This window comes from Nocardia sp. SSK8 (assembly GCF_037034205.1).
Lineage (GTDB): Bacteria > Actinomycetota > Actinomycetes > Mycobacteriales > Mycobacteriaceae > Nocardia.
The window spans coordinates 127,328-146,347 of the sequence record NZ_JBAGKD010000013.1; the positions used below are offsets into that span (position 1 = coordinate 127,328).

Annotated in this window: 19 protein-coding genes, 1 tRNA gene and 1 pseudogene; 6 read left to right on the plus strand and 15 right to left on the minus strand. The window is 69.6% G+C overall.

The window, feature by feature from the left end; all coding sequences use genetic code 11:
- Window positions 1–55 precede the first annotated feature (55 nt).
- The 6 genes and pseudogenes from WA675_RS22575 to WA675_RS22600 all read right to left on the minus strand — a co-directional run.
- Window positions 56–1,006 (minus strand): annotated as a pseudogene (locus WA675_RS22575) (ABC transporter ATP-binding protein); the annotation flags it as partial.
- The gene (locus WA675_RS22580; RefSeq protein ID WP_336086856.1) at window positions 1,003–2,418 is read right to left on the minus strand and encodes a branched-chain amino acid ABC transporter permease; all 1,416 of its coding nucleotides are present in this window, start codon (window positions 2,416–2,418) and stop codon (window positions 1,003–1,005) included. The pseudogene WA675_RS22575 and the gene WA675_RS22580, both read right to left, overlap by 4 nt.
- Complete coding sequence (locus tag WA675_RS22585; protein WP_336086857.1) at window positions 2,415–3,452, minus strand: branched-chain amino acid ABC transporter permease; 1,038 nt, start codon at window positions 3,450–3,452, stop codon at window positions 2,415–2,417. The genes WA675_RS22580 and WA675_RS22585 overlap by 4 nt, the downstream gene beginning before the upstream one ends.
- A gap of 68 nt (window positions 3,453–3,520) precedes the next feature.
- Complete coding sequence (locus WA675_RS22590) at window positions 3,521–4,678, minus strand: branched-chain amino acid ABC transporter substrate-binding protein (RefSeq protein WP_336086858.1); 1,158 nt, start codon at window positions 4,676–4,678, stop codon at window positions 3,521–3,523.
- Between the two features lie 267 nt (window positions 4,679–4,945).
- Window positions 4,946–5,563, minus strand: coding sequence for an ANTAR domain-containing response regulator (locus WA675_RS22595; protein WP_336086859.1), 618 nt, complete (start codon window positions 5,561–5,563; stop codon window positions 4,946–4,948).
- A gap of 171 nt (window positions 5,564–5,734) precedes the next feature.
- A tRNA-Leu gene (locus tag WA675_RS22600) sits at window positions 5,735–5,821 on the minus strand.
- 110 nt (window positions 5,822–5,931) lie between these two features.
- Between WA675_RS22600 and WA675_RS22605 the strand changes: the two genes are divergently transcribed.
- From WA675_RS22605 to WA675_RS22615, 3 genes are all read left to right on the plus strand, one after another.
- Window positions 5,932–6,441, plus strand: coding sequence for a phenylacetaldoxime dehydratase family protein (locus tag WA675_RS22605; protein WP_336086860.1), 510 nt, complete (start codon window positions 5,932–5,934; stop codon window positions 6,439–6,441).
- A gap of 185 nt (window positions 6,442–6,626) precedes the next feature.
- Entirely contained in the window at window positions 6,627–7,244 is a 618-nt protein-coding gene (locus tag WA675_RS22610; protein WP_336086861.1) for an arsenate reductase/protein-tyrosine-phosphatase family protein, read from the plus strand.
- A gap of 133 nt (window positions 7,245–7,377) precedes the next feature.
- The gene (locus WA675_RS22615; RefSeq protein WP_336086862.1) at window positions 7,378–7,749 is read left to right on the plus strand and encodes a hypothetical protein; all 372 of its coding nucleotides are present in this window, start codon (window positions 7,378–7,380) and stop codon (window positions 7,747–7,749) included.
- Between the two features lie 6 nt (window positions 7,750–7,755).
- Here the strand turns inward: WA675_RS22615 and WA675_RS22620 are convergent, their stop codons facing one another.
- From WA675_RS22620 to WA675_RS22660, 9 genes are all read right to left on the minus strand, one after another.
- The gene (locus WA675_RS22620; RefSeq protein ID WP_442945696.1) at window positions 7,756–8,664 is read right to left on the minus strand and encodes an acyl-CoA thioesterase; all 909 of its coding nucleotides are present in this window, start codon (window positions 8,662–8,664) and stop codon (window positions 7,756–7,758) included.
- Window positions 8,665–8,666: 2 nt separating this feature from the next.
- The gene (pyk, locus tag WA675_RS22625; RefSeq protein WP_336086863.1) at window positions 8,667–10,085 is read right to left on the minus strand and encodes a pyruvate kinase; all 1,419 of its coding nucleotides are present in this window, start codon (window positions 10,083–10,085) and stop codon (window positions 8,667–8,669) included.
- A 227-nt stretch (window positions 10,086–10,312) separates the two neighbouring features.
- Window positions 10,313–10,834, minus strand: a complete 522-nt coding sequence (locus tag WA675_RS22630) for a TM2 domain-containing protein (protein WP_336086864.1) — start codon at window positions 10,832–10,834, stop codon at window positions 10,313–10,315.
- A gap of 131 nt (window positions 10,835–10,965) precedes the next feature.
- Window positions 10,966–12,012, minus strand: a complete 1,047-nt coding sequence (gene lgt, locus WA675_RS22635) for a prolipoprotein diacylglyceryl transferase (protein WP_442945697.1) — start codon at window positions 12,010–12,012, stop codon at window positions 10,966–10,968.
- A gap of 66 nt (window positions 12,013–12,078) precedes the next feature.
- Window positions 12,079–12,879: a tryptophan synthase subunit alpha gene (gene trpA, locus WA675_RS22640; protein ID WP_336086866.1), complete on the minus strand. Its 801-nt coding sequence runs from the start codon at window positions 12,877–12,879 to the stop codon at window positions 12,079–12,081.
- Window positions 12,876–14,138, minus strand: a complete 1,263-nt coding sequence (trpB, locus tag WA675_RS22645; protein WP_336086867.1) for a tryptophan synthase subunit beta — start codon at window positions 14,136–14,138, stop codon at window positions 12,876–12,878. The genes trpA and trpB overlap by 4 nt, the downstream gene beginning before the upstream one ends.
- On the minus strand, window positions 14,135–14,956 hold the full coding sequence (trpC, locus tag WA675_RS22650) for an indole-3-glycerol phosphate synthase TrpC (RefSeq protein WP_336086869.1): 822 nt from the start codon (window positions 14,954–14,956) through the stop codon (window positions 14,135–14,137). The genes trpB and trpC overlap by 4 nt, the downstream gene beginning before the upstream one ends.
- 115 nt (window positions 14,957–15,071) lie before the next feature.
- Window positions 15,072–15,755, minus strand: coding sequence for a TIGR02234 family membrane protein (locus WA675_RS22655; protein ID WP_336086871.1), 684 nt, complete (start codon window positions 15,753–15,755; stop codon window positions 15,072–15,074).
- Complete coding sequence (locus WA675_RS22660) at window positions 15,752–17,290, minus strand: anthranilate synthase component I (RefSeq protein ID WP_336086872.1); 1,539 nt, start codon at window positions 17,288–17,290, stop codon at window positions 15,752–15,754. The genes WA675_RS22655 and WA675_RS22660 overlap by 4 nt, the downstream gene beginning before the upstream one ends.
- Before the next feature lie 134 nt (window positions 17,291–17,424).
- Here WA675_RS22660 and WA675_RS22665 point away from each other — a divergent pair, with 134 nt between their 5' ends.
- The 3 genes from WA675_RS22665 (at window position 17,425) to WA675_RS22675 (ending at window position 18,911) form a co-directional block, all read left to right on the plus strand.
- Entirely contained in the window at window positions 17,425–17,703 is a 279-nt protein-coding gene (locus tag WA675_RS22665) for a hypothetical protein (RefSeq protein ID WP_336086874.1), read from the plus strand.
- Between the two features lie 115 nt (window positions 17,704–17,818).
- Window positions 17,819–18,289, plus strand: a complete 471-nt coding sequence (locus WA675_RS22670) for a peroxiredoxin (protein ID WP_336086876.1) — start codon at window positions 17,819–17,821, stop codon at window positions 18,287–18,289.
- A gap of 61 nt (window positions 18,290–18,350) precedes the next feature.
- A complete protein-coding gene (locus tag WA675_RS22675; RefSeq protein ID WP_336086877.1) occupies window positions 18,351–18,911 on the plus strand; it encodes a permease in 561 nt (186 codons plus the stop codon).
- The last annotated feature ends 109 nt before the right edge of the window (window positions 18,912–19,020 follow it).

Sequence of the window (19,020 nt, forward strand, 5' to 3'; positions counted from 1 at the left end):
GGGTGGCCCCGGCCGCGGCGGCGGCGTCGGCCTCCTCGCGGACCTCGGCGACGGTGTCGGCGTCGGGCACACCGAGGTAGGCGGCGATGACCGCGGGGTCCTCGCGGACCTCGGCGGGCAGGCCGTCGGCGATCTTGCGCCCGAACTCGAGCACCACGATCCGGTCGGTCACGCCCATGACCAGGCGCATGTCGTGCTCGATCAGCAGCACGGTGTAGCCGTCGTCGCGGATCTTGCGGATCAGCTCCATCAGCGCGGACTTCTCGCTGGGGTTGAACCCGGCGGCCGGTTCGTCCAGGCACAGCAGCTTGGGCTCGGTGGCCAGCGCGCGGGCGATCTCGAGGCGGCGCTGGTCACCGTAGGAGAGATTGCGGGCCTTCTCCACCGCGCGCGGGGCGATGCCGACGAACTCGAGCAGCGCCATGCCGCGTTCGATGGCGTCGCGTTCCTCCCTGCGGTGTTTCGGGGTGCGCAGGATGGCGCCGGGCACCGAGGTGGTGTGCCGGGCGTCGGTGCCGACGACGACGTTCTCCAGCGCGGTCATCTCGCCGAACAGGCGCACGTTCTGGAAGGTGCGCGCGATGCCGAGCCGGGTGATCTCGTTGCGCTTGGTCTTGGCCAGCGGCCTGCCGTCGAAGTGCACGCTGCCCGCGGCGGGTTTGTAGACGCCGGTGATGGCGTTGAAGCAGGTGGTCTTGCCCGCGCCGTTGGGGCCGATCAGGCCGAGGATCTCGCCGCGGCGGATCTCGAAGCTCACCCCGTCCAGCGCGGTCAGGCCGCCGAACTTCACCGTCAGCCCGTCGGTGCGCAGCAGCGGCTCGCCGACGGCGGTCTCGATCTCGCGGTGCGGGGCGACCACATCGGCGACCGTCTCGGCGTCGGCGAGTTCGGGCAGCACCGCCGTCACGTCGACCTCACCGGCCGGTTCGACCTCCGGCGGGGGCTGGTACCCGGCCTTCATGTCCTCGTTGTCGTACAGCGCGTCCCCTGCGCCCGGCCCCGTCATCGCCCTGCTCCGATCGGTTCGGCCGCCGGCTTGCGCACGACCGCCTGGTATACCTGCCTGCCGTAGGTGAGCAGTTTCTGCCGCACCGGGAACAGCCCCTGTGGCCGCAGAATCATCATCGTCACCAGGGCGATGCCGAAGTAGAAGTACTTCAGGTCGCCGAGGGTCTGGGCGCCGCCCTTGCGGAACAGCAGCACGCTGCCCGCCAGCAACAGCCCGAAGACCACCGCGACGATCGACACCGTGATCACGCCCCGCCGGGCCCACACCCCGAGCACGGCACCGCGCCACCGCCACAGCAGCCACAGGCCGATCAGCAGCGCGATGTCGAGGGCGAGCAGCAGATAGCCGGTGGACTCGGTCGAGACCAGCTGGACCGACTGCAACCGCATCGGCAGATACGCGATGAGGAAGGCGCCGACGATCACGCCGAGCTTGTTGCCCGAGCCGCCGAGCACGACCGCGCACAGGAACAGCATCGACAGGATGATGTCGAACTGCTTGGGGTTCACATAGGTGACCTGACCGGCGTACATGGCGCCGGACAGGCCGCCGACCGAAGCGCCGATGACGAAGGCCCACAGCTTGAACTTGAAGGTCGGCACGCCCATGATCTCGGCGGCGTCCTCGTCCTCGCGGATGGCCACCCAGGACCGGCCGACCCGGCTGCGCTCGAGATTGCCGATGATCAGCAGCACCACCACGACCAGCACCAGACCCAGCCAGAACCACCAGGTTCCGCTGTTGGCGCGGGCCAGCGGGTTCACGCTGTCGGGATCGCCGAGATTGCCCGGGGAGAAGACGCCGCCGGGATGGGTCTCGGATTCGCCGACATCGGGATAGGCGACCTTGGACAGGCCGAGGCTGCCGTTGGTCAGCTCGTCGAGGTTGTCGGCCATCAGCCGCACGATCTCACCGAAGCCCAGCGTCACGATCGCCAGGTAGTCGCCGCGCACCCGCAGGGTCGGGGCGCCGAGGATCAGACCGGCGACCGCGGTCAGCGCCACGGCGATCGGCAGGCAGGCGAGCCAGGCCCAGCTGGGTTCGAGCCAGCCGCCGTCGGTCTGGTTCCACGGGCTGTTCGGGCTGGTCAGCAGCGCGACGGTGTAGGCGCCGACGGCGTAGAAGCCGACGTAGCCGAGGTCGAGCAGGCCCGCCTGGCCGACCACGACATTGAGGCCGATGGCGATCAGCGCGTACATCGCGAACTGCGCCATCACGCCGCCGAAGCTCACCCCGGGGGTATCGATCAGCGGCGGGGTGTAGATCGGCAGCAGCGCCAGCGCGAGGATGACCGGCACGCCGACGGCCCACTGGCCGGGGCGCGAGAGGCCGGCCCACCAGGTGCGGATCGCGTCGCCGAGGCCGCGCCGTTCCGGCGTCGTGGCGGTGGTCTTGGTCAGGTCGGTCATGCGCGCGCCCTCCCCAGGCTCTCGCCGAGGATGCCGGTCGGCCGGAACATCAGCACGGTCACCAGCAGCACGAAGGCGACCACGTCGCGCCATTCGTTGCCGAACAGGATCTGCCCGTACTGCTCGGCCACGCCGAGGAGCATGCCGCCCAGCAGCGCGCCGCGCAGGTTGCCGATACCGCCGAGCACCGCGGCGCTGAAGGCCTTGATACCGAGAATGAAGCCACCGGAGAAGATGATGCCGGTGGGGATGTAGAGCGTGTAGAGCATGGCGGCGGCACCGGCCAGCAGGCCGCCGATGAGGAAGGTCAGCACGATCACCCGTTCCCGCGAGACACCCATCAGGGTGGCGGTGTCGGGGTCCTGGGCCACCGCGCGGATGCCGCGGCCGAATTTCGTTCTGTTGATGATGATCTCGGTGGCGATCGCGAGCACGATGGCCGCGGCGAAGATCACCAGGGCCACATTGGTGACCTGCGCGCCGAGAACGGTGAACTGCACCTTCGGTTCCACCAGCCGGATCCCGGTCTGCGCGTTGGAACCGCCGAGGCCGGGTTTGATCTTGGGCAGGATGTAGTGCACGAACTCCTGGATCACGAACGACATGCCGATCGCGGTGATCAGGAAGGCCAGCGGTTTCGCGCCGCGCCGTCGCAGCGGCCGGTAGGCGACCCGTTCCAGGCCGATCGCGGCGATGCCCGAGACCAGCATGCCGAACAGCATCGCCAAGCCCAGATACAGCACCGTCAGCAGCACGCCCTGGGAGTACGCGTTCCCGCTCGGGGCGAAGCCGAGTAGCTCGAGGCCCACATAGGTACCGAACATGCCGAGCATGAAGATCTCGGAGTGGGCGAAGTTGATCAGGCGCAGCACACCGTAGACGAGGGTGTAGCCGACGGCGACCAGGGCGTAGATCGAGCCGTAGGTGAGCCCGTCCACGGTCAGTTTCCAGAACTGGTCGATCACGCCGGAAACGTTGAAATCGATGGACCCCTCGGCCAACAGGGTCACACCGAGCGATGCCGCTGATGTCATGGTTTCTCTCGCGTCAGGCGAGCGGTGCGCGTGGCATCACCACGCGCACCGCTCCACACTCTCGGGGACTACTTGACCTCGTACATCCAGATCTGGATGTTGGCCAGCTCGCCGGTCTCGCCCCACTTGTACTCGCGGGCGATGCCGTTGCCGGTGTAGTCGCGGACGTAGTCGACCAGCTCGGCGCGGGTGACCTTGCCCGAGTCGATGCCCTTGAGCAGGATCGTGGTCAGGTCGTAGCCCTCGACGGAGTAGACGCCGGGCGCCTGGCCGTTGAGCGCCTTGTACTCCGAGGCGAACTTGTCCGGCGCCGGGCTGCACGGGCACGACAGCAGCGCGCCCTTGGACGAGGCACCGGCCTGGCGGACGAACTCGGGGTCGTTGCTGCCGTCGGCGGAGACGAAGGTGGCGTTCACGCCACCGGAGCGCAGCTGCTGCACGAACGGCGCGGCCTCGGCGTAGTACCCGGCGTAGAAGATGGCGTCGGGCGCGGCGGCCGAGAGCTTGGACACCGCGGCGGAGAAGTCCTTGTCACCTTCCTTGACGCTGACCCCGCAGGACGCGTCGGCGGCCGGGCCCGCGGCGGTGATGAACGCCTGCGCCAGACCGGCACCGTAGTCGGTGTTGTCCTGCACGACGCAGATCTTCTTGTAGCCCTTCTCGCCGGTCAGGTAGTTGGCCACGGCCGGGCCCTGCGAGTTGTCGTTGCCCAGGCCGCGGAAGAAGGTCTTCCAGCCGTTCTGGGTCAGCGTCGGGTTGGTGGCCGAGGCGGTCAGCGTGGGCATGCCCGCCTCGCTGAGGATCTGGCCGGTCGCCTTGGTCTCACCCGAGAAGGTCGGGCCGATCAGGCCGACGATGCTCGGATCGCTGACGATAGTGGGGATCACCTGGGTGGCGATCTGCGGCTTGCCCTCGGTGTCGAACTGCTTGACCTGGACCTGGCAATCCGGGTTGGCCTTGTTGTGCTGGTCGAGGGCCAGCTTGACGCCGTTGATGATGTTGATGCCGAGCGCGGCGTTGCCGCCGGTCAGCGGGCCCGCCATCGCGATGGTCTGCGGCGCGCACTTGGCCTTGCCGTCACCGGCCGGGTCGGCGGCGGCACCGGCGTCGGTCTGCGCGACGGCCTTGCCCTCGGTGTCGAGCTGGACCACCGGCTGGATGGAGAGATCGGTGTTGCCGCCACCGCCGCCGTCGGACGACTTGTCGCTGCATCCGGACAACACCAACGACGCGGCAGCTCCGATAACCAGAACTCCCCGCGTCGAACGACTGCGCCATGTCGAACTGAGCACGTCTCACCTCTATGTCCTGTGCTCCTCGGGTCCACCGAGGGGGCCGACCACGTTCAGCCCGGACAGAACATATCGCCGGTTTGTTAGATCCGCATCACATTCGCATCATGTCGGAGGCGTCGTGTCCGGTCGTAGTTCCCTTTATTGTTTCGCTTACGTAAAGTTTTCCGGCTTCTCGCCCGGGCACCTCACGATCCGGCGTCACTGCGGGGTGAGGTTCTCCAGGACGACTTCGGCGACGGCCTTCATCGTGGTGCGCCGATCCATCGCGGTGCGCTGAATCCATTTGAACGCCTGCGGTTCCGAGAGCCCCTGGGTCTGCATGAGCACACCCTTGGCGCGCTCGACCAGCTTGCGCGTCTCGAGCCGATCCGACAGATTCGCCACTTCGGTTTCCAGCGCGGCGATTTCATGGAATCGGCTGGCCGCGAGTTCGATCGCGGGCACCAGATCGGATTTGGTGAACGGCTTCACCAGGTAGGCCATCGCGCCGGCGTCGCGCGCCCGCTCGACCAGGTCGCGCTGGCTGAACGCGGTCAGGATCACCACGGGCGCAACACGTTTCGAGGCGATCTCGGCCGCGGCGTCGATGCCGTCGCGGCGCGGCATCTTGACGTCCATGATCACCAGATCCGGACGCAGCTCCTCGGCCAGTTCCACCGCCTGCTGACCGTCGCCCGCTTCCCCGACGACGTCATAGCCCTCTTCCTTGAGCATCTCCACCAGGTCCATGCGGATGAGGGCCTCGTCCTCGGCCACGACGACGCGCTTGGCGACAGCCTCACGCGCGACGCCTGCGCCCCCTGCATTCGTGCTCATAGGTACGACCCCTCTGGATTTCCGATGCCGATGTAAAGAGTACCTTTCGTTTCCGCGCAGAATGCCTCGTGCTGCGCAGAAACCGCAGGTGCCCGCGAGTGCGAGGACATCGCGCGGGCCCCGCGACAGATACTCCCCCGCGGCGCGCGGGATGATGCCGCGCGACCGCCGTGGTGCCGAGTGTGGGACTCGAACCCACACGTCCTTTCGGACAACGGTTTTTGAGACCGTCGCGTCTGCCAGTTCCGCCAACCCGGCGCACCGCGGTCACTATAGCGTCTCGGCGCGCCGCGACGCGAACCGCCGTCGAACCGGAACCGCCGCCGCACCGTAGTACCAGCAAAGCCACCTGCCGGAAGGGCACGAATATGCGGGTACGCAGGACGACAGTCGACCTCGACGCCTATCCCGACCTGGTGATGATCCTGCTGGGCATGCGGGTCCGCACCCCGCGCGGGATGCTGCGCCTGCTGGGCGTCGGCCCCAAGCTCTACCGCTCGCACGCCGACCGCCCCGACGGGCTGCTGCTGCACGAGGACGTGGTGTGGTCGATGCTGCCACCGCACTGGGGCGCGCGGCAGTACTGGCGCGATCTGGACTCGCTCGAGCGCTGGACCCGCTCGGACCCGCACCGGCAGTGGTGGCAGCAGTTCCTGCGCGATTCCGGCGGCACCGGGTTCTGGCACGAGGCCTACTTCCGCCGCGGCGGGATCGACGCGGTCTACGACGACATGACCGCGCCCACCGGGCTGGCCCGCTTCGCCCCGGTGGTGCCCGCGCGCGGGGCGATGTTCTCCACCCGCGGCCGGGTCCACGGCACCGCGCCGGGTGTTCCACCGGTGGTTCCGGAATCGAATTATTACCCGCCCGGCGAGTGACGATCGACACATAACCCGGCGACGTTTCCGCGCCTTATCTCGCGGGTATCACGGTCACACACAACAGATTTCCGCATCGTGATTCGTGTACGGAATTCAACCGAAAGGTGAATAGACAGTTCCGCGTCTGTGATGGTTGCACCGTAGGTCTACTACACGACAATCGAGCCGTTTACGGTGTCGGTATGCACGTGCTGTTCGTCTGCAACTCCAATGTCTGCCGGTCGGTGATCGCCGAACGGCTCACGTGGGCGTTCGCGGCGGACAACGGCCTATCCGGGCTCACCGCGGAGAGCGCGGGCACCCGTGCGCTGGTCGGCTTTCCGGCCGAACCGCTGGCCGCGGAAACCATCGTCGGGCTGGGTGGCGAACTCGGCGGATTCACCGCCAGGAAACTGCGCCCGGAGATGGTCGATCGCGCCGATCTGGTGCTCACCATGACCGAATCGCTGCGCGAACAGGTCAACGCCTTGTCCTTCGGCGTGGCCGCGCGGACTTTCACCCTGCCCGAGGCCCATCGCATCGCCAAGGTGACCGGCGCGAAATCCATTGCGGCACTGCACCGGGCGCGCAACGACCTGGCCTATGTCGGCCGGGAGAACATCGCCGACCCGATCGGGCTGTCGGCCCAGGCCTTCGTCGAGGTGGGTGACCGGATCGCCGAAGCGCTGTTCCCGCTGCTGGCCGCGCTGGCGCCGCACGAACAGCGCGCCGAACCCGAGGACGAGCCCGCGGGCCTGGTGATCACCCCCGACCACGCCCGGCCGCTGTCGGCCTTTCTCGCCGCCCAGCGCGGGCGCTGAGCGCACGGGCTGTCCGCCGGGGCCGCACAGGGATTAGACTGCGGCGCGGACGTGCTGTTCTCCCTGCTGGTTCGACACACGACAGGACTCAGACATGCCGAAACGCATTTCGGATGTTTCGCTCCATGTGTATGTGACACCGGACATTCTCGATCGCATCGTCGCCGGCATCCGCGCGGTGGTCGACGACCACGTCCAGGACCGCGAGCTCTTCGCCTGGCGGTGCACACTGCCGGTCGACGATACCGACCCCGTGCACGGTGAACTCGAATCCCAGTGGCGCGGAACGCATCCCGATCGCGCACCGGGCGACGAGGCCACCTACGAGATCGCGCTGAGCCTGGTGGGCGAACCCGGCGAGCTCACCGAGGCCGACACCGCCCACCTCGAACACGGCCTGGCCACGACGGTGGACGGCGCCGCACCGGGCAACGCCGTCCCCTTCCGGCTGCGCGCGCACCAGCGCACCGACGTGGCCGTGGAACCGGACTACGAGCTGCGCTGAGCGGCCTCAGCGCGCCGGGAAGTGGCGGATGACGCCTTCCTGCACCGTGGTGGCGATCAGTTCGCCGGACCGCGAGTAGAAGCGGCCGGTCGCCAGGCCGCGCGAGCCCGCCGCCACCGGCGACTCGGTGGCGTAGAGGGTCCAGTCGTCGAAGCGGAACGGGCGGTGGAACCAGATCGAGTGGTTCACCGTGGCCGCGAGGATCCGGTCCAGGCCCCACGACAGGCCGTGGGTGGTGATGATCGAGTCGAGCACCGTGGTGTCGGAGGAGTAGCCCAGCGCGGCCACGTGCAGCAGCGGATCATCCGGCAGCACGCCGTCGGTGCGCATCCACACCCGGTTGTGGTTGAGCTTCTCGCCGGTGCCCTTGAGAATCCACGCCGGATCGTTGGTGTAGCGCATATCGATCGGGTGCGGGGCGTTGATGAACATCTCCAGCTTGTCCTCGAAGCCCGCGAAGCTCTCCTCGATCCGGGGCAGCGTCTCCGGATCGGGCACCTCGGGGCCCTCGTGGGCGTGCTCGAGGCCCTTGCCCCAGTCCTGGAAGGCCGCCAGCATGACGAACAGCTCCTGGCCGTCCTGGCTGGCGGTGACCGTGCGATTGGCCAGCGCGCGGCCGTCGCGGTGCCGCTGCACGTGGTACTCGATCGGCTTCTTCACATCGCCGCCGCGGACGAAGTGCGCGTTGATCGCGTGCAGCGGCCGCTGTCCCGCGGTGCGTCCGGCAGCGACGATCGCCTGCGACACCAGCTGCCCGCCGAAGGTGCGGCTCCACACCTTCTCCGGATGGTTGCCGAGGAAGACGTCCTCGCCGATCGGTTCCAGGTCGAGCAGATCGAGCAGGACCCGCAGATCGGGCGACTGCTCGCCGGGCACTGTCTCGACCTCGACCGATCCGCCTGCCGAACTACTCACGACTAGTGGTCCTCCTCGCCGATGCGATGAACGTGGATCAGGTTGGTGGACCCGACGGTACCCGGCGGGGAGCCCGCCACGATGACCACCAGGTCACCCTTGCGGTACCGGTCCATCGACAGCAGCGCCTGGTCGACCTGGTGGATCATCGCGTCGGTGGAGTCCACCATCGGCACGATGAAGGTCTCGGTGCCCCAGGTCAGCGTCAGCTGGCTGCGCACCTCCGGCAGCGGGGTGAAGGCGAGCAGCGGCAGCGGGGTGTGCAGGCGGGCCAGGCGGCGCACGGTGTCACCGGACTGGGTGAAGGCCACCAGCGCCTTGGCGTTGAGGCGCTCGCCGATATCGCGGGCGGCGTAGGAGATCACGCCGCGCTTGGTGCGCGGCACGTGGGTCAGCGGGGGCACCCGGTTCGTCTCGGACTCCACGGCGGTGACGATCCGCGCCATCGTGCGGACGGCGTCGATCGGCCAGGCGCCGACCGAGGTCTCCCCCGACAGCATGACCGCGTCGGCGCCGTCGAGCACCGCGTTGGCGACGTCGGAGGCCTCCGCGCGGGTCGGGCGGGAGTTCTCGATCATCGACTCCAGCATCTGGGTGGCGACGATGACCGGCTTGGCGTTCTCGCGCGCCATCTGGATCGCGCGCTTCTGCACCAGCGGCACCTGCTCGAGCGGCAGCTCGACGCCGAGGTCGCCGCGGGCGACCATGACCGCGTCGAAGGCCAGCACGATGGCCTCGAGGTTGTCGATCGCCTCGGGCTTCTCCAGCTTGGCGATCACCGGGACGCGGCGGCCCACCCGGTCCATCACGTCGTGCACCAGTTCGATGTCGGACGGCGAGCGCACGAACGACAGGGCGATGAAGTCCACGCCCAGCTTCAGCGCGAACTCGAGGTCCTCGATGTCCTTCTCGGACAGCGCGGGCACCGAGACGTTCATGCCGGGCAGCGACAGGCCCTTGTTGTTGCTCACCGGGCCGCCCTCGGTGACCCGGCACACCACATCGTTGCCGTCGATGCTCTCGACGGTGAGGCCGACCTTGCCGTCGTCGACGAGCAGCCGGTCACCGGCCTTGGCGTCGGTGGCCAGTTCCTTGTAGGTGGTGGAGACCCGGTCGGGGGTGCCGTCGACCTCGTCGACGGTGATCCGCACCTGCTGGCCGTTGGCCCACTCGGTGCGGCCCTCGATGAACCGGCCGAGCCGGATCTTGGGGCCCTGCAGGTCGGCCAGGATGCCGACCGCGCGGCCGGTCTCGTCGGAGGCGGCGCGGACCATCTTGTAGTTGTCGGCGTGGTCGGCGTGGTCGCCGTGGCTGAAGTTCAGCCGGGCCACATCCATGCCGCTTTCGACGAGCTCACGAATACGGTCCTGGGAGGCCGTGGCCGGTCCGAGGGTGCACACAATCTTCGTCCGTCGCATCACGCACTAGAGCCTAGTCCTCCCGCGTCGCGGAGTCTTTTGCCCGGTCGGGTATACCGCCGAGTTCGCGAGGTGTTCACGAAATCGGTTGTCACCGAACGGGCACATGGCGGGACAGGCGGGTCTGGCCGAAGCCCGGGATCAGGCAGATCACCCAGTAGAAATCCGCCGGGAGGAAACGCGAAACGGGTACTCCGCGTGAGCGGAGCACCCGTTTCCGGCGATGCGGGTCAGTCGCGCAGGGGGCGGCCCTGCACGTCGGGGACCTTGCCGGTGAGCATCATGATGCCGTCGATCAGGGTCCAGATCACACCGAGACCGCAGGTGCAGATGGTGACCGCGATCTGGGCGATGCCAAGGCCGGTGTAGCCGAGGTAGAAGCGGCCGATCCCCAGACCGCCGACGAGGATCTGCAGCAGACCCGCGATCATCTTCTGCTTGTCCGAGTACGGGACGCCGTACATGTCCCGGCCGTAGGGCGCCTCGGGGTCGGCCGGGTTGAAGCCCGGCTGCATGCCGTAGGCGGGCGCGTAACCCGGCTGCGGCTGGGCGTACGGGTCAGCGGGCTGACCGTACTGCGGCTGCCCGTACTGCGGCTGGCCGTAGCCGGGCTGCTGGGCGTAGGGATCCGAGGGCTGGCCGTACCCCGGCTGCTGCGCGTACGGGTCCGCGGGCTGGCCGTACTGCGGCTGACCCGGCTGCTTGCCCAGGTCGGGACCGTACTGCGGATTGGGGTTGTAGGGGTCGGTCACTCATGTCCTCCATCATTCGTGCGGGTACCCGTCTCGGCCCCGTCCCTCGGCCTGCGACACGCCTGCGAGGTATCGCGGCGGGTGCCCGGAATGTTGCCGCACCGTCGCCGTTTTGGCGAACCGGCCGCTGATCAGGACTTCTTCGCGGTCGATTCGGTCTCCTCGGCGTCGGCGCCGGTCACCTCCGGTGTCTCGTCGTCGGACGCGGCGGTGTCGGTGGGCTTCTTCGTGGTGTCCACGGCGGGGGCGGCGGGGGTGTTCCCGGCGGCGCGCAGGGCCGCGATCTGCCACGGCCACGGTCGCGGTTCGGCGCCGGGCTGCAACTGTTCGGGTGTCTCGCGGCCCTTGGTCGCCAGCGCGAAATAGGCCATCGCGCCGAGGAACACGAGCGCGGAGGTGAAGGAGTTGATCCGGATGCCGAGCACGTGGGTGGCCTCGTCGTTGCGCATGAGCTCGACGAAGAACCGGCCGAAACTGTATCCGGCGACATAGAGCGCGAACAGCCTGCCGTGGCCGATCCGGTAGCGCTTGTCCAGCTGCACCAGCAGCACCACGACGAGCACGTTCCACACCAGCTCGTAGAGGAAGGTGGGGTGCACGACCTCCTGGACCTGGCCGGTGGACACCCCGTTCATCATGTCGCGCGCGCCGGTCTCGGGGTCGAAACGGTTGTAGATCTCGAGGCCCCAGGGCACCTCGGTGGTGCGGCCGTAGAGCTCCTGGTTGAAGTAGTTGCCGAGCCGGCCGATGGCCTGGGCCAGCAGCACGCCGGGCGCGATCGCGTCGCCGAGCGCGGGCAGCGGGATCTTGTAGACCCGGCAGCCGATCCAGGCGCCGATGCCACCGAGGAAGACCGCGCCCCAGATACCGAGGCCGCCCTGCCAGATGTAGAGCGCCTCGACCGGGTTCTTGCCCTCGCCGAAGTACTTCTGCCAGTCGGTCGCGACGTGGTAGAGCCGACCGCCGACCAGGCCGAACGGGACCGCGAACATGGCGACGTCGAGCACCGCGCCCGGTTGACCACCGCGCTCGCGCCAGCGCCGCTCACCCCACCAGATGGCGACGATGATGCCAGCGATGATGCACAGCGCGTATGCCCGCAACGGAAAGGGTCCGAGGTGCCAGACACCCTGGGGCGGACTCGGAATGTAGGCCAGGACTGGATTCACCGGACCCACGTTAGTGCAGCCGGGCACAGACGTCGGGCCCGGCAGCACAGTGCTGCCGGGCCCGAGGCCGGACGATCAGGAACGCACGGTCGCCGCGCGCACGCCTTCGGCCAGTTCGGCGGTGAGCGCGCGGACCGCGTCCAGGCTCTCCCCCGCGGCCGAGACCAGCGCGGATCCGACGATCACGCCGTCGGCGTAAGCGGCGATCTCGGCGGCCTGGGCCCCCGAGCGCACGCCGAGGCCGACGCCGATCGGGATGTCGGAGTGCGCGCGGATGCGGGCGCACAGCGCGGGCGCGGCCGAGGAGACCGCGTCACGGGCACCGGTGACGCCCATGGTCGAGGCCGCGTAGATGAACCCGCGCGAGGCCTCGAGGGTCTTCACCAGGCGCTCCTCGGTGGAGGACGGCGCGACCAGGAAGATCCGGTCCAGATTGTGGGTGGCGGAGGCGACGAACCAGTCGTCGGCCTCGTCGGGGATCAGGTTGGGCGTGATGATGCCCGCGCCGCCCGCCGCGGCCAGATCGCGGGCGAAGCTGTCCACGCCGTACTTGAGCACGGGGTTCCAGTAGCTCATCACCACGGCCTGGCCACCGGCGGTGGTGATCGCCTCGACCACGGAGAACACATCGCGCACCCGCACGCCGCCGCGCAGCGCCTGCTCGGCGGCGACCTGGATGGTCGGGCCGTCCATCACCGGGTCGGAGTAGGCGACGCCGACTTCGATGATGTCGCACCCGGATTCGACCATGGCCCGGCACACCTCGATGGACCCGGCCAGATCGGGGTAACCCGCGGGCAGGTAGCCGATCAGGGCGGCCCGGTTCTCCGCGCGCGCGGTGGCGAAGGTATTGGCCAGACGGGACTGCTGACTCACTGAGCGTTCTCCTCCTCGGCGTCGTCGTCGAACAGACCGAACCAGCGGCCCGCGGTGTCCATGTCCTTGTCGCCGCGACCGGACAGGTTGCACAGGATGATCGCGCCGGGGCCGAGCTGCTTGCCCAGCTTCAGCGCACCGGCCACCGCGTGCGCGGACTCGATCGCCGGGATGATGCCCTCGGTGCGCGAGAGCAGCAGCAGCGCGTCCATCGCCTCGGTGTCGGTGATCGGCTCGTATTCGGCGCGGCCGATGTCCTTGAGGTAGGCGTGCTCGGGGCCGACGCCCGGGTAGTCCAGACCGGCCGAGATCGAGTGCGACTCGATGGTCTGGCCGTCCTCGTCCTGCAGCAGGTAGGAGTAGGCGCCCTGGAAGGCGCCCGGGGTGCCGCCGGTGAAGGTGGCGGCGTGCCGTCCGGTCTCGACGCCGTCACCGGCCGCCTCGTAGCCGATCAGCCGGACCCCGGTGTCGGGGATGAAGGCGTGGAAGATGCCGATGGCGTTGGAGCCGCCGCCGACGCAGGCCACGACCGCGTCGGGCAGCCGGTCGACGCGCGCGAGCATCTGCTCGCGGGCCTCGAGCCCGACCACGCGCTGGAAATCGCGCACGAGCAGCGGGAACGGGTGCGGGCCCGCGGCGGTGCCGAAGCAGTAGTAGGTGTCGTCGGCGTTGGACACCCAGTCGCGCAGGGCCTCGTTGATGGCGTCCTTGAGCGTCTGCGAGCCGGTGGTCACCGAGACCACCTCGGCGCCGAGCAGGCGCATCCGGGCCACATTGAGGGCCTGGCGGGCGGTGTCGACCGCGCCCATGTAGATCACGCAGCCCAGCCCGAGCAGCGCGCACGCGGTCGCGGTGGCGACGCCGTGCTGGCCCGCGCCGGTCTCGGCGATGATGCGGGTCTTGCCCATCCGCTTGGCGAGCAGCGCCTGGCCGAGCACGTTGTTGATCTTGTGCGAGCCGGTGTGGTTGAGGTCCTCGCGCTTGAGGAAGATCCGGGCGCCCCCGGCGTGCTCGGCGAGGTTGGCGCACTCGAACACCGGCGACGGACGGCCGGTGTAGTCGCGCTGCAACCGGTCCAGCTCGTCGAGGAAGGTGTGGTCGGTGCGGACCTTCTCGTATTCGGCGGTGACCTCCTCGATCACCGCCATCAGCGCCTCGGGCACGTGCCGTCCGCCGTAGACACCGAAGTGGCCGCCCGCGTCGGGCTCGTAGTCGCTGTGCTGGGCGACGCCCGCGCTGGCCTGGGGCAGCGCGGTCACCGGATGCTCCGCCGGGCGGGCTTCGGGCAGGACGGGTGGGTGCCCGCGGTCACCAGCTCGGAGACGGCGGCACGCGGGTTACCGCTGGTCACCAGGCCCTCGCCGACGAGCACGGCATCGGCCCCGGCTCCGGCGTAGGCCAGCAGGTCGGCGGTGCCGCGGATGCCGGACTCGGCCACCCGGATGACCTCCGAGGGCAGGCCGGGCGCGATCCGGGCGAAGACGTCGCGGTCGACGTCGAGGGTCTTGAGGTTGCGGGCGTTGACGCCGATCACCGAGGCACCGGCTTCCAGCGCGCGGTCGGCCTCCTCCTCGGTGTGCACCTCCACCAGGGCGGTCATGCCGAGGGATTCGGTGCGGTCGATCAGCGCGGAGAGCACGTCCTGTTCGAGCGCGGCCACGATCAGCAGGATCACGTCGGCGCCGTGCGCGCGGGCCTCGTGGATCTGGTACGGCCCGACGACGAAGTCCTTGCGCAGGACCGGGATGTTCACCGCGGCACGCACGGCGTCGAGGTCGTCGAGCGACCCGCCGAAGCGGCGGCCCTCGGTGAGCACGCTGATGATGCGCGCGCCGCCGTCCTCGTAGGCCTTGGCCAGCACGGCCGGGTCCGGGATGTCGGCCAGCGCACCCTTGGAGGGGCTGGCACGCTTCACCTCGGCGATGACACCGATCCCGTCCTCGTGCAGGGCGGCGCGGGCGTCCAGCGGCGCCTTGGCGGCGGCCGCGGCGGCTTTGATCGCCTGAAAATCGAGGAGGGCTTCACGGGCGGCAACATCCGCCCGAACCCCGTCGAGAATCGAGTCGAGTACCGTCATCTGGCTCGAATCCTTTCTGGGGAGACGAACTTCTCACCCGAGAGTCCCCTCGGGCGCTGTCTCACCGATGCTGGTCAAGAATAGTGGTTGCCGCGGATGTCAAGTGCGGCGGGGGTCACGGTTTCCGGTCACCGGGCGCGGTGTCGTCGTCCGGGTCCTCGGTCGGGTCGGTGCCCGCGTCCAGGGCGTCCCAGAGCACCCGATCCGACAGCGGCGCGGTGGTCTCGCCGCCGGTGCGCTGCTCGCTCACCTGGGCGCTGGCGTCGGCGCGGCGGAAGACCGGGTTGTCGTACTTGCCCGAGAGCTCGCTGCCGCCGGTGCGGCGCCGGGTCAGCAGCACCCCCGCGATCAGCGCGAGCAGCGCCGCCACGATCGACAGGATCGCGGGCGCGAGGTGGGTCTCGGCGCTCTCCACCACCGCGCGGACCGGCAGCTCGGCCAGGGTGCCCGCCCGCTCGGCGGTGCGGCCCTCCCCCACGGTCAGCGCGAAGCCGGGCACCGCGGCGACCGCGGCGACCACCGCGATCACCACCCCGAGCAGCTGGCGCAGGCCGCCCTTGACCGCGAACACCGCCGCGATCGCGGCCACCAGCACCAGCGCGAGCGGGGTGAGCGCGCCGAACCAGGTGGCGCCGTCGAGGTCGTCGGTGCGCGGCTCGGTGAGCCCGTCGGCGGAATGCACCGTCACCCAGGTCATCCGCGAGGAGGCCCACAGCCCGGCCGCGGCCAGCGCCAGCAGCGCCACCGGCACGATCGGCTTGGCCTGCGCGGGCGCGGGCGCGGGTGCGGCCGCGGTCATGCCGGTCCGTCCTCGTAGGTCCGCAGCGTCTGGGCGGCGGCGATCGCCTTGAGCACGGCCATGGCCTTGTTGCGGGCCTCGGTGTCCTCGGCGACCGGGTCGGAGTCGGCCACCACGCCCGCGCCCGCCTGCACGTAGGCGGTGCCGTCCTTGAGCAGCGCGGTGCGGATGGCGATGGCGGTGTCGGCGTCCCCGGCGAAGTCGAGGTAGCCGACCACGCCGCCGTAGATGCCGCGCCGGGTGGGCTCGAGCTCCTCGATCAGTTCCATCGCCCGCACCTTGGGCGCGCCGGACAGGGTGCCCGCCGGGAAGCAGGCCCGCACCGCGTCCAGGGCCACCTTGCCCTCGGCCAGCTGCCCGGACACGGTGGAGACCAGGTGCATGACGTGGCTGTAGCGCTCGACGTGGCGGTACTGGGTGACCCGCACCGTGCCCGGACGACAGACCCGGCCCAGATCGTTGCGGCCCAGGTCGACGAGCATCAGGTGCTCGGCGTTCTCCTTCTCGTCGGCGAGCAGGTCCTTCTCGAGCAGGATGTCGTCCTCGGCGCTCTCGCCGCGCCAGCGGGTGCCCGCGATCGGATGCGTGGTGGCCACCCCGTCCTTGACGGTGACCAGCGATTCCGGGCTGGATCCCACGATCGAGAACGCGGTGCCGCCCGCGCCGTCCGGGATGTGCATCAGATACATGTACGGGCTCGGGTTGGAGGCGCGCAGCATCCGGTAGACCGCCAGCGGATCGCCGCTGTAGTCCATCTCGAAGCGCTGCGAGAGCACCACCTGGAAGGCCTCGCCCGCCTCGATCTCCTTGATCAGACGGCGCACGCCCGCACCGAACTCCTCGGTGGTGCGCCTGCGCACGAACCGCGGCTCGGGCCGGTCGAAGACCGACACGGTGGAGGGGGCGGGGGTGGCCAGCGCGGCGGTCATCCGGTCCAGGCGGGCCACCGCGTCGTCGTAGGCGGCGTCGGCGTTCTCGTCGGTGCCGTTCCAGTTCACCGCGTTGGCGATGAGGGTGATCGCGCCCTCGTGGTGGTCGAAGGCGGCCAGGTCGGTGGCCAGCATGAGCACCAGCTCGGGCAGGCGCAGATCGTCGGTCGCGAGTTCGGGCAGCCGCTCGATGCGGCGCACCGCGTCGTAGCCGAGGTAGCCGACCATGCCGCCGGTGAGCGGGGGCAGGCCGGGCAGGCGTTCGGTGCGCAGCAGTTCCAGGGTCTGGTGCAGCACGCGCAGCGGGTCACCGCCGGAGGGGGCGTCGGCGGGGACGGTGCCCAGCCAGGCCGCCTCGCCGTCGACGACGGTCAGCGCCGAGGGACTGCCCGCGCCGATGAACGACCAGCGCGACCACGATCGCCCGTTCTCGGCGGACTCGAACAGGAAGGTGCCCGGCCGGTCGTCGGCGAGCTTGCGATAGGCCGAGAGCGGAGTTTCGGAGTCCGCCAGCACCTTTCGGGTCACCGGGACCACCCGGTGCTCGGCGGCGAGCAGCCGGAACTGTTCGCGGGTCGTGGTGGTTGATGTCGACGCGCCCTGCATGCGGCCCATCATCCCAGGCGCGCCGCGACCGCCGCGCGCTGACCCGACCCGCGACGCGACACGCGGTGACGGGCATCACTACACTCGCGCGCGTTCCATGTCGCATGCGGTAACCCCTTTTTCCGAGAGGAGCAATGTTGTACCCCTCGCACCAGGGCGCACAGGACGGCCGGTTGGCCGCCCCGTCGCATCAGCACTACGGTCCGGGTCAGAAGGCCGCCACGACGAGCGCGCTGAACTCGTTCGTCACCTACGCCAAGGCCATGCAGGATCTGGACAAGACGAAGTTCCCGGACGAGTACGCCGGGCACAGTGAACTCATCCGCGGCCTCGAGCCGCTGCTGCGCGCGCACGGCATCCTGGACGTGATGCAGGTCAAGAGCCCGGAGATCGCCGCGCTGCTCGAGCGCTAGGCCGCCGCGGCGGGCGCGGTCCGTCGGGGGCGGTGCCGGTCGCCGGAGATCCCCGTTCGCCCCGGTGCGGACGGGGATCTTCCGTGCAGGGCGCACCGCTGGCTAGGGTCGACGGATGCAGCCAGGCCAGACCGCGCCCCAGTTCGAACTCCCCGACCAGTCCGCCCAGCCCCGCTCGCTCGACGGCCTGCTGGCCGACGGCCCGCTGGTGCTGTTCTTCTACCCCGCCGCCAACACCCCGGTGTGCACGGCCGAGGCCTGCCATTTCCGCGATCTGAGCGCGGAGTTCGCCGCCGTCGGCGCCACCTGCGTCGGCATCAGCACCGACAGCGTCGATGTGCAGGCCGGGTTCGCCACCAAGCAGCGACTGGACTACCCGGTGCTCTCCGACGCCGACGGCGCGGTGGCCGCGGCGTTCGGCGTCAAGCGCGGGCTGCTCGGCAAGCTGGCCCCGGTCAAGCGGCACACCTTCGTCATCGATACCGATCGCACGATCCTGAAGGTCGTCACCGGCGAGCTGCGCGCGGCCGTGCACGCCGACGAGGCGCTGGCCTTCCTGCGCGAGCGAGCCGAAACAACGAGCTAGTCCGTGAAACGCCGGGCCGTGGATCGCGGCCCGGCACCGCGCCCACACCTACGCTGGGGAGATGACATCCGGCGAGGTGCAGTCGAGCGGTCAGAAGCCCACCGCCACGGTGTGGCGCAATCGGGCGATCATCACTCTCGCCACCGCCGTGGTGCTGGTGATCGCCTACTTCGTCCTCTCGTCGTTCGTGCCGCGCTGGTGGGCGCAGCGGCTGGCGAGCCTGGTGCACGGCAGTTTCAGCTCCGGGATCTGGTGGGGCCTGGTCTACGGGCTGGTGTTCACGCTGGTCCCGCTGCTGCTCATCCTGCTCGCGGTGCGGGTGTGGAAACGCAAGGGGGGCAAGTTCATCGCCGGTGCGGCGGTCATCGTCGCGGTCCTCGGCGCGCTCCCCAATCTGATGACGCTGACCATCGTGCTGGGCGGCAACAACGCCGCACACGCCGGTGAGCGCATTCTCGATGTCGACGCGCCCGCCTTCCGCGGTGCCTGCCTGGTCGGCGCGATCCTCGCCGCGCTGCTGTTCGCGCTGGTGCTGGCGCTGATGGGCAAACGGGGACTGGCCCGCCGCAAGGCCGCCAAGACCCCGCCCGCCGCCGAACCGCCTGTCGCCCCGCCCGTGTGAGATCGGACTCGCCTTGCTGTGAGTGACCTCACGAGGACCGCCAACTCGCGGACGCCGTAGCGACGTCGTGGCAAACTCGGTTCGGTGCGCGACCCACTTGCTTGCTCCT